Origin of the sequence: Haloarcula rubra (assembly GCF_019599465.1) — an archaeon.
In the GTDB taxonomy this organism is placed as follows: Archaea; Halobacteriota; Halobacteria; order Halobacteriales; family Haloarculaceae; genus Haloarcula; species Haloarcula rubra.
In genome coordinates this window covers 426,186-439,263 of sequence record NZ_RKLR01000001.1, presented here as the reverse complement: position 1 = coordinate 439,263, position 13,078 = coordinate 426,186, and the positions used below count along the sequence as shown (strand labels likewise).

Here is a 13,078-nt window from a genome sequence, read left to right as displayed (position 1 = left end):
TTGCGGTTATCGACGGTCGAGGAGTCCCTGAATCTCGGTTATCTTCGCGGTCTGTTGCTCGTTGGCCGCGGCTATCTGTTCGATCTCGTCGGCGACCTCCTCGGCGTTCTCGGCGGTCAGGTCGACCATACTGGCGACTTCCTCGGTGGACGCGGCCTGTTCGTCGGTGGCGGAGGCGACCTCCTCGGCACCTCGGGCGGCCTCCTCGACGGCCTCGTCGATGTCCCGCAGAATCTCGACGGTTCGGCTCACCTGCTCGATGCCTTCCTCGACCTGTTCGTTGGCGTCGTCGATGCTCTCGACGGTGTCCTCCGTGTCGGCCTTGATGTTCGAGACGAGTTGCTCTATCTCGGTGGCGTTCTGCTGGGACTCCTCGGCGAGGCTCTTGACCTCGTTGGCGACGACGGCGAACCCTTCGCCGGCCTCGCCCGCGCGAGCGGCCTCGATGGACGCGTTCAACGCGAGCATGTTGGTCTGGTCGGCGATGTCGTTGATTACCTCGACGATCTCGTCTATCTCGTCGATGCGGTCGCGGAGTCGCTCGACGTCCTCGGAGACCGCCTCGTTGGCCTCGTCGACCGACTCCATCGCGTCGATGGCGTCGTCGGCCACGTCACGCCCCTCGTCGGCGAGTTCTCTGGCACGGTCGCTCACCTGTCGGACCTGACTGGCACTCGACGCGACTTCCTCGACGGTCGCCGAGAGGTTCGACACCTCACCGGCTACCTCGCGCATGTTCTCCGACTGTTCGTTCGCGAGGTCGCTTATCTCCTGTGAGCTGGCGGAGACGCTCTCCGACGTTCGCAACAGCTCGTCGATAGCGGTGCCGAGGTCCCGGTCACTGGACCCGGCGACGCTCGGGGCGACGTCGCCCGAATCTGAAGCCATGTTCTCACCGCACGGGTCCAGCAGATTAAACGTACCTCCGTGGTTATCAGCCCTGATTCTCCCTCGGACGCCGGAGCGCGCCGGCTACGCGACGGGCAGGTCCTGCTCGGCCTCCAGCAGTTCGTGGTAGCGGTTGCGGATGGTGACCTCGGAGATGTCGGCGACCTCGCTGACGGCGGCCTGCGTCGTCTTCTCGTTGGTCAGCAGCGCGGCGGCGTAGACGGCGGCGGCGGCCAGTCCGACGGGCGACTTCCCGGAGTGGACGCCCTGCTCTTTCGCGTTCTGGAGGAGTTGCCGGGCGCGGTGCTCGGCCTCGTCGGAGAGGTCCAGCGAGGAGGCGAAGCGCGGGACGTAGCTCTCGGGGTCGGCGGGTTTCACTTCCAGACCGAGTTCGCGGACGACGTAGCGGTAGGTCCGGGCGATCTCGCTCTTCTCGACCCGGGAGACGTCCGTAATCTCGTCGAGCGAGCGGGGAACGCCGGCCTGTCGCGCGGCGGCGTACACGGAGGCCGTCGAGACGCCCTCGATGGAGCGACCCGGAAGTAGGTCCTCGTCCAGTGCGCGGCGGTAGATGACCGAGGCCGTCTCGCGGACGTTCTCGGGGAGGCCGAGCGCGGAGGCCATCCGGTCTATCTCGCCGAGCGCCTGCTTGAGGTTGCGCTCCTTGGAGTCGCGGGTGCGGAACCGCTCGTTCCACTTGCGCAGGCGCTGCATCTTCTGGCGCTGTTTGCCCGACAGGGAGTTGCCGTAGGCGTCCTTGTCGCGCCAGTCGATGTTGGTCGAGAGGCCCTTGTCGTGCATCATGTTCGTCGTCGGTGCGCCGACACGGGACTTCTCGTCTTTCTCGCTGGAGTCGAAGGCGCGCCACTCGGGACCGCGGTCGATTTCGTCGGACTCGACGACCAGCCCACAGTCCTCACAGACCGTCTCGCCGTGTTCGTCGTCCATCACGAGAGAGCCACTGCACTCGGGGCAGGCGGTCGAAGTCGACGTCGATTCCTCTGTCTGCTCGTCCGTCCGTCGTCGTGTTCGCGTGTGTTCGCTCATTGGTTGCGAAGGCGGGTGCTCACCGGGTGGGACTCGCCGTAGAACCCGGAGGCAATCGGTAATACTGCGTCTGTCCGAAAGAGATTTAAAAATTGTGGTATCGAAACGAGGACGGGCGAGTTACGCCACGAAACACGTGTTTGTGTACGGAACACAAGACCATTCAAATAACAACAATCATGAATCATCCGGCAGTTTCCAGAGATATGGACGTCGCAGTCGGGAGCGAGAATCCGGTCAAGCGGGCCGCTGTCGAGCGTATCCTGCCGGACGCCGTCGTCGTCTCGGTCGGCGTCGACTCCGGCGTGGCCGAACAGCCACGGGGCCGTGCGGAGACGGTCACGGGCGCTGAAAACCGGGCGGCGGCGGCGCTGTCTGCCACCGACGCCGACTTCGGCGTCGGTATCGAGGGCGGCGTCACGGAGCGCGACCGGCCGCCGGGGCTCTGGCTCGTGATGTGGGCCGTCGTCACCGACGGCGACCGGACGGCGTACGGCGAGGGACCGTCCATCCGACTCCCCGAGGCCGTCGCCGGTCGCGTCCGTGACGGCGAGGAACTCGGCCCGGTCCTCGACGACAGACTCGGGCGCGAGGCCGTCGCCGAACGGGAGGGTGCCGTCGGCGTCTACACCGACGGGCGACTCACGCGGACGGACGCGCTGACCGACGCCGTCGCCGGGGCGTTCGGGCCGTTCCTCACCGACCGGTACGATACCCGCTGACCCACCTCAGTCGGTCGCCTCGGGTTCGACGTCGGCGGCGGTCCGGGACTCCTCGACGGCTTTGGTCAGCGAGACGTTGAGCCACGCCATCGAGACGACGCCGCCGACGATGGTGACGGCGTTCTTCACGGCGTGGTCGACGATGGCCACCGACAGCGCCGTCGCGACGCCGATGCCCGCGGGGGTCAGCGGCACGACGATGACGGTGAACGCGCCCTCGTAGAGGCCGACGCCGCCGGGCGTGAGCGGGAGCACCTTCGCGAGGTTCCCGACGCTGACGGCGAAGAAGCCGACGGCGACGAGCGACGGCGTGAGCGCGTAGCCGAAGGCGGCGAAGACGAGCAGTGCCGTCACCACGTCCAGCGCCCAGATGGCGAGGCTCGCGAGGCCGACACGGGCGAACGAGCGGCCGTCGCCGGCCACCGTCTGCACGTCGCCGACGAACCGTTCGACGACGCCCGCGACGTAGTCGGCGTAGGAGTCGTCGCTCAGGCGGCCCACCGTCCGGCGGACGAGGTTCCGGTCGGTCCGGGCGCTGGCGACGATGGCGACGACGGCGCCGATAGCGGCCAACCCGACGAACGCGGCGACGGCGATGGCCGTCTGCCCGCTCGCGGCGGCGTCACCGCCGGCCACGTCGCCGGTGACCGCGCCGATCAGCGTGTCGGCCGATCCCGTCGCCGCCAGTCCCATCATCACGACGCCGGCCAGTAGCGTGATGGTCAGCAGGTCGAAGACACGCTCGACGGCCAGCGACGCGAACCCGGATGGGTACGGGATGGAGCGCCGGGCCTTCACGACGTAGGCGCGCACGGCGTCGCCCGCCCGCGCGGGGAACACGAGGTTCCCGGTCTGGCTGATGAACACCGCGCCCGTGAGGAAGTCCCACCGCTCGCGGAATCCCATCGACTCGAGGATGTCCCGATAGCGTGCGCCACGCAGCGGCCACGAGAGCGCGTAGACGACGGCGCTGGCGCCGACCAGCGCGGGGTCTGCGCCGGCCATCTCGTTCAGGACCGTCTGGGGGTTCAGATACTGGGTCATCAACAGGAGCGCCACCGCGACCAGCGCCGTCCCGGCACCCAGCGACACGCGGCGGGTGATGCGGGGACTGACGGAGAGTTCCCACCACGTCCGGAGAATCTGGCTCCCCATCCCGAACACGTCCCGGACGATGTCGACCTTCGAGTCGCCTTTCGGTTCCCAGTCGACGGGGAACTCCTTGACGCGGAACCCGCGGCGCTGGGCCTTCACGAGCAGTTCGGTGTCCCAGAACCAGTGTTCGTCCTCGACGGCCGGACCGAGCACCTCGAAGGCCTGCCGGTCGAACGCCTTGAACCCGCACTGGTGGTCTCTGAGGTCCGAGCGCAGGATGGTGCGGACGAGCGTGTTGTAGCCGATGCTCGGGACGCCGCGTTTGGCCGGCCGGTCCGCCCGGTTCTCGGGCATCCAGCGCGACCCGGTGGCCACGTCGTACTCGCCCGAGCGGACGCTCTCGACGAGTTCTTCGAGGTGGGACATGTCCGTCGCGAGGTCGGTGTCGAAGTACACCAGCGTGTCGCCCTCGGCCCGTTCGAAGGCGTACTCCAGTGCGCCCCCGCGGCCGAGGCGTCTGTCGGAGTGGATGTGTCGGACGCGGTCGTCCTCGGCGGCGAGGCGGGTCGCTATCTCGGGTGTGCGGTCGTCACAGCCGTCCTCGGCGACGATGACTTCGAACGCGTCGTCGGGGAGGAAGTCGGCGAGCGTCTCCAGCGTGACCGAGACGGTCCGCTCGATGGTGTCTGCCTCGTTGTAGGCGGGCAGGACGACGCTCACCTCGACGTCGGTCATTGGTGTCCACTGCGCGAGGGAGCCAAAAGTACCTTCTGTTCGTTCGGAGACGCACTGACCCACCAACAGCGCGTTAATCGTCTAAACAGGTGCTAAGACAGCGTCGGCACGTCCCCTCAGTCCGCGTCGCCCGGCGACCGGGCCGTGACGAACCGCGAGAGGTCCTCGCCGACCTCCGTCTCGGACTCGTAAGGTCGGCCTACGACGATGTCGCCGGCGCGACTCCGCCCGACGCCGGGAATCGTCGTCAGTTCGTCCATCGAGGCGCTGTTGACGTCCAGCGGGTAGGGGACGCCGGTCACCGACCGGTAGCCGTGGCCGGTGATGGCGACGTCTATCGTCCGCCCGAGTTCGCGTTCGCCGGGCAACCCGACGAGCAACGGGTAGGTCCCGAGTTGGCGGCCGAACGTCTTGCCGTCCTGGTGGTACTCCAGATGCACGTCCGGCAGCACGGTCCCCGGGGGCGCGACGCGCTTGAGCATCGGGTTGTCTATCTCCTCGCGGACCTCCTGCTTGTACTGTTTGAACAGTTGCTTGTGGTCTTTCGCGATGTCCGCGCCGGTGTCGGCCATGTCCGTCCCCTCGAAGGCCATCACCTGCCGGATGTTCACGCGGCGGAGCATCAGGCCCTCGTCGTAGACGCGCTGGAGGAACCGCTTGTTGTGTTCGAACGTCTCCCGCGTCTCGCCTTTCAGGCCGTGGACGAGGTTGATGCCCGGCAGGAGTTTCGGCAGGCGTCGTGCGGCGTCGTCGCCGAAGTTCGGGGCCGAGTCCCGGTCACCGCCCGGACGGAACCCGGCCACCTCGTTGACGACCTTCACGGCTTCGAAGCACTCGTCGGCGGTGACGTTGAGGTTGTTGTCGCTCTGGACGGCGGGGTCCGCCGACTCCAGGCCGAACGCGGCGGTGTCGCCGGGCGTGTTGTGCTCGGCGATGATGCGTATCCCCTCGCGGGCCTTCTCTGGCCACTTGACGATGGTGATGGGGTTCATGTTGTCGAGGTGGAGCGTCTCCAGGTCGGGCGCTACCTCGCGGATGCCGCCGTAGAGGCGACGGAGTGCGTCGGGGTTCGGGGCCTCGCCGTCGCCGCCGTAGGCGAGGATGTCGGCCTGCCGGCCCAGACGGAAGTGCTTGACACCGCGGTCCGAGAGCGCGTCCACCTCGTCGACGACGCTCTCGGGCGGCCGGAAGTCCGGATTGCCGTACATCGGTTCCGTACAGAACGAACAGCGGTACGGACACCCCCGGGAGGTCTCCATCTCGCAGATGAGGTACTCCGGGTGGTTCGGGTGTTGTTCGACGACGAACGCGCCCGCCCGGGCCCACTGGGTCTCCTCCTCGACGGAGCGGTAGCGGTTCTCGAACCCTTCGAGGCCGGAGTCGACGAGGTCGTAGACGGCCGCCTCTACGTCGGCCATCGCGAGGAAATCGAAGTCCAGGTCGTCGCGGGCCGTCTCGCTTGCCCCCTCGTTGGCCTCGCCCACGCCGAAGCGGACGGGGCCGCCGATGACGGAGGTGCCATCGGCCGTCCACGCCAGTTTCCGCACCTCGTCGGGTTCCGCTGGTGTCCCGCCGACGTACTTCCCGGGGACGGTCATCCCGCCGACGTACACCATGAGGTCGGCCTCTTCGACGTCGCGCCAGCGGTTGGTGTCCTCGCGGAGTTCGTCGATAGTCAGGTAGGTTATCTGCTCACTGGGGACGCCGGCGTCGACCATCGCACCGGCCGCGTACCGAGGGTACGTCGAGATGTAGGGTGGCACCCCGAAGTGTGCGGGTTCGTCGACGTAGCCGTCGACGATGGTCACGTCGAGCGTCTCGGGGTCTACGGTCATGGGCGCGGTTTGACGTTCGACGCCTAAAACGGTGTCTGGTCGGCCACGTCGTGCCGGCGAAAGTTGACATGATTACACGAAATCGATCAGTCACAACAAATATATATTAGATTTGCGTATATATTACTACGATTATGAAGCCCACTTTGTCACGCAGAAACTTCTTGGGGGCGCTCGGTGCGACGGCCGCGGTCGGTCTGGCCGGGGGGGCACGCGGCGCACGCAGTGGTTCGATTCACGCGGCACTCGGCGCCAAGAACACCCCGCCGCCGGGGACGTCCGTCGTCGGCATCTACCCGGCGTGGTCGCGCTACGAACGCGACTACATGCCGGGCGAGGTGCCGCTGGACCAGATTACCCACCTCCAGTACGCCTACCTCTCCGTCGAGGAAGACGGGAGCGTGGGCTACGCCGACCAGTTCGCCGACACGCGTAACCTCGCGGCGTTCCAGGCACGCAAGAAGAACCACCCCGACACGAAGATGATTCTCTCTATCGGGGGGTTCTTCGCGTCTCGGTACTACTCGAGGGTGACGGTCGACAGCGCTCGTCGCGCCCGGTTCGCCCGGACCGCCGTCGAGATTATGCGCGAGTACGACTTCGACGGCCTCGACCTCGACTGGCGCTACCCCAGCGGTGAGGACGCCGACCAGTACACGCGCGACGGGGACATCCGCCAGTTCACGCTCCTGATTCAGGAGGTCCGCCGGCAACTCGACGCCGCCGGCGAGGAGGACGACAAGGACTACGAACTCAGCCTCTCGGCCGCCATCAACCCGAACTTCGCCGAGGAACTGGTCGTCGCGGAGTTGGCCGACGCCGTCGACCGGGTCAACGTCGTCTGCTACGACTTCGCCGGGCCGTGGGACGAGTACACCGGGTTCGGCGCGCCGCTGTACAACCCCTACCCGGACAGCGTGCCGGACTTCCAGTACTACACCGCGAACGCGATGGACGCGTGGAAGGCCCGCCCTATCGACCCGGCCAAACTGAACCTGACCTTCGCGACGTTCGGTCGCGGCTACACCGGCGTCGACCCCGCGAACCGCGGGTTCGACCAGCCCTTCGAGGGCGTCCCGGACGGCACCTTCCCCGCCGAGGAGCAGGGGACCTACGACTTCTGGGACATCGAGTACAACGTCAACGCCGACAACGACTACGAGTACTACTGGCACGACGACGCGGCCGCGCCGTACCTCTACTCCGAGAACGACCGCGAGTTCGTCAGCTACGACAACATGCGTTCGGTGGCGCTGAAAGCCGAGTACGTCCTCGACAACGACTTCGGCGGCATGACGATGTGGGACTTCCACGGCGACAAGTACGGGGCGTTGCTGTACACCGTCAACGAGGCGCTGGCCCAGTAGTCGAGCGCTCGTCCGCCGACGGTTTCGGGCCGCTATCCCTGCCGTTCGAGGTCGGCCACCGCGAGGTCGACGTTCCTGACGTTCGCTTTCCAGAGGGCGTCGAAGAGGTCTCCCACGACCGGAACCACGCCGATGCCCACGTCTAACGCGACGTTCAGGAGCATCCGGGCCAGCGTTCGTCGGGAGACGCCGAGTCTGCCCGCTTCGAGGACGATGTACAGCGAGCAGAGCCCGGTCACGACGTCTCCGGCGACCAGGAGCAGGCCCAGCAACGGGTCGAGACCGACGCGGATGCCGATGCCCGGAACCCGGACGCTCTCGTCGAGGGCCCGAGCGATGCGCTCTAGCCGCCTGACCGTCCGGTTCGAGGAGGTGTGCATGGTTCCCAGAGGGCGAGCGTACGGAAAAAGCCGCCTCCCGTGGCGGCACTGGATACGCACGTCCGGAGTCACCTGTCGGCGCGCCGTCGCGGCCGTCGGCGAGGACGGCGTTACTCGGGAGGCCGTCCCGCTCTACCGGGCATCAGTCGTCGGCACTGACGGGGTGCTCGTCGGCCTGTGCGTACCACAGGTCGGCGTAGTCACCCTCCGCCGAGAGCAGGTCGTCGTGGCTCCCGCGCTCGACGATTTCCCCGTCGTCCATCACGACGATGCGGTCGGCGTCCTGTATCGTCGAGAGGCGGTGCGCGATGACGAAGGCGGTGCGGTCCTCCACGAGTCGCTCGATACTCGCCTGGATGCGCTCTTCGGTCTCCGTGTCGACGTCGCTGGTCGCCTCGTCGAAGATGATTATCTCGGGGTCGTTCAGCAGGGCGCGGGCGATGGCGACGCGCTGACGCTGGCCGCCGGAGAGTTTGATGCCGCGCTCGCCGATCTGCGTGTCGTACCCTTCCGGGAGGTCGCTGACGAACTCGTGGGCCTGTGCGGCGCGGGCGGCCTCCCGGACCCGTTCGCGGGCGGCCTCGCTCCCCTCGCTCTCCCCGTCCAGCACCTCTCGGTCGCCGTAGGCGACGTTCTCCGCGACGGTGCCCGAGAAGAGGTACGGTTGCTGTTCGACGACGGCGACGTCGTCGCGCAGCGACTGGAGGCCGTACTCGCGCACGTCGACGCCGTCGACCTGTACGGCACCCGAATCCACGTCGTGGAACCGCGGGACGAGTTTCAGGAGCGTCGACTTCCCGGCACCCGTCGGGCCGGCCAGTCCGACTGTCGCGCCCGCCGGGACGTCCAGCGAGACGTCTCGGACCACCGGCCGGTCGGGTTCGTAGCCGAAGGTCACGTCGTCGAAGGTGACGCGCCCGTCGAGACTGTCGGGTTCGTAGGGGTCCTCGGGGTCGGTGATAGCCGGGGACTGCCCCAGCAGACCGAACACTCGCTCGGCGCTCGACTTCGCGAGTTGGTACTTGTTCGCGGACTTCCCGACCCGCCGCATCGGGGAGTAGAGGCGGCGCAGGTAGAGGAAGAACAGCGCGAACGTCCCCGCCTGCAGGGCGGCCTCGCCGTCGGCGCTCGTCACGAAGTCCATCCCGGCGACGTAGAGGATACCGACGAAGACGACGCCGGTCAGCAGTCTGAGACCGGCGAAGAACGCCCGCCGGATGCGGAGCGCGCCGACCTTCTCGTCGTGGTAGGTCTGGCTCTGGTCGCGGACTCGCTCGTTCTCGAACTCGTAGCGGTCGAAGGCCTTGATGACCGGCGCGCCGCTCAGGTTGTTCTCCAGCCGGGTGTTGAGCCGGGAGACGGTGCGCCGAATCGACCGGTAGCGCGGCTCTATCCACGTCAGGAAGTAACCGCTCGCGACGCCGATGATTGGCACGGGCGCGAGGGCGATGAGCGCCAGCGTCGGCGAGTGCCACCACAGCACGACGGCGATGCCGCCGACGGTGGCGACGACCCGAATCAGTTGGCGGAACTCGGTGTTCAGGAACGACTCCAGCCGGTTGATGTCGCTGTTGAGGATGGACATCATCCCGCCGGTCTGGTGGTTCGCGAAGAAGTCCATCGAGAGGTGCTGGAGGTGGTCGTACGTGTCGTTCCGCAGGTCGCGCTGTATCTTCTGGGCCGTCGACTGGAGGAGATACCGGGAGGCGAAGCGTGTCGCCGACCGGAGCAGATACGCGACGGCGGCGATGGCGACGAGCCGCTGGAGGAACGCGACTTTCGCCGCGTCACTCGCGATACTGCCGGCCGGGAGCAGTCCGGCGGCCGTCAGCAGGCCGGGTTCGCCCCGGTTGAGAATCACGCGGTCGATGGCGGCGGCGACCACGATAGGCGGAACGAGGCGGGCGAAGCGAGTACAGAAGGCCGAGAGCACGCCGACGACGAGACGCGCCCAGTACGGCGTCGCGTAGGCGACGAGGTTCACCATCGGGTGTCCGTCCACGTTCTCGCGGACCCCCTCGAACCCACCGTGTTCGTCGGTCATAGACGGTCTATCGGGTCCGGACTGAAATATGACCGGCTTGGGCTACACGTAGATAGCGCCTTCCTCGACGGTGCCGACCGGCGTCGGCCGAGCGCCGTCGGCGACGCGGCCGGCGGAGACGGCGGCGGCCAGCGAGTCGAGTGCGTCGTGGTTCCGGTGGTACGTCTCGCGGTGGTCGTCCAGCGCGACGCCACACGCCTCGACGGCCTCGACGTTTGTCTCGCGCCGGGCGCGCGCCCCGTCGGTGGTCTTGTACCCCTCGCGGTAACAGCCGAGCCACCCGAAGGTGGCCGCGGGGTACACCTCACAGACCACCGTCTCGGCGTCGTGGCCCTGCATCGGCGCGACGGCGGTGCCGGGGTCGTCGGCGAGGCGGCCGAGGACGTTCCGGGCGCCGTGGTAGGTCATGCTCCGGACCCGGTTCGTGTACGGACAGAGCGCCGCGCGCCGGGCGTCTGTCTCTCGGCGAACGTCTCGCTTGCCGACGGCCATCTCGGCGGTGTGGCGACACACCTCGGAGAACGCGTCGGGGCTGGCCGGACCGCCGTCGCTCGCGACCCACTCGAGAAACCCGTACCAAGTGCCGCTACACTGTGCGTCGAGCAACGACTGGGGGAGACTGAACGGGAAGTCCAGTCCGACCGCGCCGACGTCGTCCGCCCGAACCCGTTCGACGAGGCCGGCGTGTGCGCTCTCGCGGTCACGGCCCCACTCGTCTGTCGCTCGATAGCACGCGTCGATGCGCATCCCCGCCGAAGTCGGCGTGGCTTCAGTCACCCACAGCGCGTCCCCGGCCGCGTTCGCGCCGCTGAAGTCCACACCCAGAACACCGGAACCCATGCCTGTCCCCTCTCCACGGGCGCTAATCAATGTTCGGACGGTTACGACGGCGGTTCCGCCTCCGAAAGCGGTTTGAGCCTCACGGACCAACCAGCGACCATGCCAGCCACTCTGGAAGTCGTCTGCACCGACGACGACTGCACGCTCGACATGTTCGAGCTCCACTACACCTACGACATGCCCGACGACACCGGCGTCGAAGACTTCACCTGTCCGTACTGCGGTGAGGCCGACACGCTGGAGGCCGTCGAGCTATGATTCGCGGCATCGGGGAGTCTATCGGCAACGCTATCTTCGAGAACATCGGCCGGGCCGCCGGCCGGGTTCAGGAGAACAAGCCGCTGCCGGCGGACCTACTGGAGTCCGAAGACGCCTACCTCGTCGTCTTCGACGCCCCCGGTGCAACCGCGAGCGACGTGCAGGTCAGGTACGTCGAGGACCGCGTCGAGGTCCGAATCGACCGTTTCCGAGACTTCCACGACGGCTTCGATATGCGGTACCCCGGCCGCGGACTGGCGCTCGACGGCTCGGTGACGCTCCCCGAGGACGCCGTCGTCGACGCCGAGACCGCGTCCGCGACGCTCAAACAGGACGGCACGCTGCAGGTCCGCATCCCGAAGTCCGAGACGGCCGAGGACGAGGCGTCCGACGAACCCGTCTCCGACGACACCGACGCCCACGACGTCTCGGCCTCCGACGACGCCGAGGAGTAACGAGGTTCCCTGTTTACGCTGTTCTACGACGCAGACGCTACCAGTCAGCCGTCGGATCGCCCAGCGGGTCGAACGACTCGTCCCCGTCGAACCGCGTCGGGTCGACTCGCGGTCCGAGCGCCACGTCGAGTGTCGGGTCCGTGCCTACCACTCGCTCGGCGAGGTACTCGCCCAGCGACGGCGCTCGCATCAGCCCGTGACCCTGCCAGCCAGTGGCGACCCAGAGCCCGTCGGCGACTCGCCCGAGTAGCGGGTCCCGGTCCGGCGTCGCCGTACAGAGGCCGGCCCACGAGCGACGGACCGACGGCGAGAGCGTGGTCGCGGCCCCGAACTTCGTCAGCACCGCGTCGACGAACGCGGGGTCTGCGTCGCGGTTCCAGTCGTCCTGGTCGGCCGCGTGCGCCCCGTCGCCGACGAGGACGCCGTCGTCCTTCGGCCGCCAGTAGAACTCCTCGGTCGCGTCGTAGAACGACGGGAGCGTCGTGTCGACGGCGTCGGTGACGAGTGCCTGCGCCCGGTAGGTCGCCAGCGCGAGCGAGACGCCCACGTCGGCCACCAGTGGGTCCGTCGCCGGGCCGGCCGCGACGACCACGGCGTCGAACGTCTCTGTCCCGGCGGGCGTCTCGACGGTCGTCGGACCGTCGAGGGCGACCGGCGTCTCGGTCTGCACGGTCGCGCCCGCAGACCGGGCGCGCGTCGCCAGTGCGCTCACGACGGCGTCCGGGTCCAGCGTCCCGGCCGAGTGGGCGATGCCGGCGGCGACGACACCGTCGGTGTCGAGGTGGGGGTACCGCCTTTCCAGTGCGTCGGGCGACAGTTCGCTCACGTCCCGACCGCGGGCCTGCATCTCCCGGACCTGCTGGCGAATCGCCGTCCCGTCGCCGTCGTCGCGGGCGGCCCAGACGTACGGGCACGGCGTCAGCAGGTCCCACTCGCGGTAGCGTTCGAGCGCGCGGGCCGCGACGGCGGCGTCCACCTGTCCGGCGAAAGCGTCGTAGCAGATGCCCGCCGCGCGACCGGTCGCGCCGCTCCCGAGGTCGGCCCGTTCGTAGAGGGTTACGGAGGCTCCGCGCGTCGCGATGTCACCGGCGGCGACGAGTCCGACACAGCCACCGCCGACGACGCCGACCCGCATCTATCCGAGGAGCGGCCCGGGGCCGCGGGCCGGGTAGCCGACGACGGTGTCGGCGCCCGCGTCCGGCAACTGGTCGGTCCAGTCGGCCACCGTCTCCGGGCGGCCGACGAGCGCGTAGTCGCGGACGACCCGTTCGAGGGCCTCCGCGTGGTCGGCCAGTGTCCCCAGCGCCTCCCGGTCGGGGACGTGCTCACGGCCCTCGTGGTCGACCGCCAGCGCCCCGGTCGCGAGTACCGTCATTCGTCTGTCCGTTCGTCTCGGCGCGCAAAGCCCTGTC

General features: G+C 68.2%; 13 protein-coding genes. 4 read left to right on the top strand and 9 right to left on the bottom strand.

The window, feature by feature from the left end; translation table 11 throughout:
- Positions 1-6: 6 nt before the first annotated feature.
- Both EGH21_RS02370 and EGH21_RS02365 read right to left on the bottom strand, forming a co-directional pair.
- A complete protein-coding gene (locus EGH21_RS02370; protein WP_220616868.1) occupies positions 7-888 on the bottom strand; it encodes a methyl-accepting chemotaxis protein in 882 nt (293 codons plus the stop codon).
- Between the two features lie 84 nt (positions 889-972).
- Positions 973-1,935, bottom strand: coding sequence for a transcription initiation factor IIB (locus EGH21_RS02365; RefSeq protein ID WP_220616867.1), 963 nt, complete (start codon positions 1,933-1,935; stop codon positions 973-975).
- Positions 1,936-2,141: 206 nt separating this feature from the next.
- On the opposite strand from EGH21_RS02365, the gene yjjX reads away from it, so the two are divergent.
- Positions 2,142-2,657: an inosine/xanthosine triphosphatase gene (gene yjjX / locus EGH21_RS02360; RefSeq protein WP_220616866.1), complete on the top strand. Its 516-nt coding sequence runs from the start codon at positions 2,142-2,144 to the stop codon at positions 2,655-2,657.
- Positions 2,658-2,663: 6 nt separating this feature from the next.
- Here the strand turns inward: yjjX and EGH21_RS02355 are convergent, their stop codons facing one another.
- Together EGH21_RS02355 and EGH21_RS02350 are read right to left on the bottom strand one after the other, a co-directional pair.
- On the bottom strand, positions 2,664-4,487 hold the full coding sequence (locus EGH21_RS02355; RefSeq protein WP_220616865.1) for a flippase-like domain-containing protein: 1,824 nt from the start codon (positions 4,485-4,487) through the stop codon (positions 2,664-2,666).
- A 116-nt stretch (positions 4,488-4,603) separates the two neighbouring features.
- The gene (locus EGH21_RS02350) at positions 4,604-6,322 is read right to left on the bottom strand and encodes a radical SAM protein (RefSeq protein WP_220616864.1); all 1,719 of its coding nucleotides are present in this window, start codon (positions 6,320-6,322) and stop codon (positions 4,604-4,606) included.
- Positions 6,323-6,456: 134 nt separating this feature from the next.
- Here EGH21_RS02350 and EGH21_RS02345 point away from each other — a divergent pair, with 134 nt between their 5' ends.
- Positions 6,457-7,689 carry a glycosyl hydrolase family 18 protein gene (locus EGH21_RS02345; RefSeq protein ID WP_220616863.1) on the top strand — a complete coding sequence of 411 codons (1,233 nt, stop codon included), beginning with the start codon at positions 6,457-6,459 and terminating at the stop codon, positions 7,687-7,689.
- A gap of 32 nt (positions 7,690-7,721) precedes the next feature.
- Here the strand turns inward: EGH21_RS02345 and EGH21_RS02340 are convergent, their stop codons facing one another.
- The 3 genes from EGH21_RS02340 to EGH21_RS02330 form a co-directional block, all read right to left on the bottom strand.
- The gene (locus tag EGH21_RS02340; protein WP_220616862.1) at positions 7,722-8,069 is read right to left on the bottom strand and encodes a DUF4112 domain-containing protein; all 348 of its coding nucleotides are present in this window, start codon (positions 8,067-8,069) and stop codon (positions 7,722-7,724) included.
- 142 nt (positions 8,070-8,211) lie between these two features.
- Positions 8,212-10,113, bottom strand: coding sequence for an ABC transporter ATP-binding protein (locus EGH21_RS02335; RefSeq protein ID WP_220616861.1), 1,902 nt, complete (start codon positions 10,111-10,113; stop codon positions 8,212-8,214).
- A 42-nt stretch (positions 10,114-10,155) separates the two neighbouring features.
- On the bottom strand, positions 10,156-10,953 hold the full coding sequence (locus tag EGH21_RS02330) for a DUF429 domain-containing protein (RefSeq protein ID WP_220616860.1): 798 nt from the start codon (positions 10,951-10,953) through the stop codon (positions 10,156-10,158).
- Between the two features lie 99 nt (positions 10,954-11,052).
- On the opposite strand from EGH21_RS02330, the gene EGH21_RS02325 reads away from it, so the two are divergent.
- Complete coding sequence (locus EGH21_RS02325) at positions 11,053-11,211, top strand: DUF7559 family protein (protein WP_220616859.1); 159 nt, start codon at positions 11,053-11,055, stop codon at positions 11,209-11,211.
- On the top strand, positions 11,208-11,666 hold the full coding sequence (locus EGH21_RS02320) for an Hsp20/alpha crystallin family protein (protein ID WP_220616858.1): 459 nt from the start codon (positions 11,208-11,210) through the stop codon (positions 11,664-11,666). The genes EGH21_RS02325 and EGH21_RS02320 overlap by 4 nt, the downstream gene beginning before the upstream one ends.
- 37 nt (positions 11,667-11,703) lie before the next feature.
- On the opposite strand, the gene EGH21_RS02315 is transcribed toward EGH21_RS02320, so the two are convergent.
- Both EGH21_RS02315 and EGH21_RS02310 read right to left on the bottom strand, forming a co-directional pair.
- The gene (locus tag EGH21_RS02315) at positions 11,704-12,801 is read right to left on the bottom strand and encodes an NAD(P)/FAD-dependent oxidoreductase (RefSeq protein ID WP_220616857.1); all 1,098 of its coding nucleotides are present in this window, start codon (positions 12,799-12,801) and stop codon (positions 11,704-11,706) included.
- On the bottom strand, positions 12,802-13,041 hold the full coding sequence (locus tag EGH21_RS02310; protein ID WP_220616856.1) for a DUF7388 family protein: 240 nt from the start codon (positions 13,039-13,041) through the stop codon (positions 12,802-12,804).
- Positions 13,042-13,078: the final 37 nt, after the last annotated feature.

What these genes read in the sequence shown, in the direction of transcription:
- EGH21_RS02340 (WP_220616862.1), bottom strand. Translation starts at nt 8,069, where the DNA reads ATGCACACCTCCTCGAACCGGACGGTCAGGCGGCTAGAGCGCATCGCT.
- EGH21_RS02365 (WP_220616867.1), bottom strand. Translation starts at nt 1,935, where the DNA reads ATGAGCGAACACACGCGAACACGACGACGGACGGACGAGCAGACAGAG.
- EGH21_RS02330 (WP_220616860.1), bottom strand. Translation starts at nt 10,953, where the DNA reads ATGGGTTCCGGTGTTCTGGGTGTGGACTTCAGCGGCGCGAACGCGGCC.
- EGH21_RS02315 (WP_220616857.1), bottom strand. Translation starts at nt 12,801, where the DNA reads ATGCGGGTCGGCGTCGTCGGCGGTGGCTGTGTCGGACTCGTCGCCGCC.
- EGH21_RS02355 (WP_220616865.1), bottom strand. Translation starts at nt 4,487, where the DNA reads ATGACCGACGTCGAGGTGAGCGTCGTCCTGCCCGCCTACAACGAGGCA.
- EGH21_RS02350 (WP_220616864.1), bottom strand. Translation starts at nt 6,322, where the DNA reads ATGACCGTAGACCCCGAGACGCTCGACGTGACCATCGTCGACGGCTAC.
- EGH21_RS02325 (WP_220616859.1), top strand. Translation starts at nt 11,053, where the DNA reads ATGCCAGCCACTCTGGAAGTCGTCTGCACCGACGACGACTGCACGCTC.
- yjjX (WP_220616866.1), top strand. Translation starts at nt 2,142, where the DNA reads ATGGACGTCGCAGTCGGGAGCGAGAATCCGGTCAAGCGGGCCGCTGTC.
- EGH21_RS02335 (WP_220616861.1), bottom strand. Translation starts at nt 10,113, where the DNA reads ATGACCGACGAACACGGTGGGTTCGAGGGGGTCCGCGAGAACGTGGAC.
- EGH21_RS02345 (WP_220616863.1), top strand. Translation starts at nt 6,457, where the DNA reads ATGAAGCCCACTTTGTCACGCAGAAACTTCTTGGGGGCGCTCGGTGCG.
- EGH21_RS02370 (WP_220616868.1), bottom strand. Translation starts at nt 888, where the DNA reads ATGGCTTCAGATTCGGGCGACGTCGCCCCGAGCGTCGCCGGGTCCAGT.
- EGH21_RS02310 (WP_220616856.1), bottom strand. Translation starts at nt 13,041, where the DNA reads ATGACGGTACTCGCGACCGGGGCGCTGGCGGTCGACCACGAGGGCCGT.
- EGH21_RS02320 (WP_220616858.1), top strand. Translation starts at nt 11,208, where the DNA reads ATGATTCGCGGCATCGGGGAGTCTATCGGCAACGCTATCTTCGAGAAC.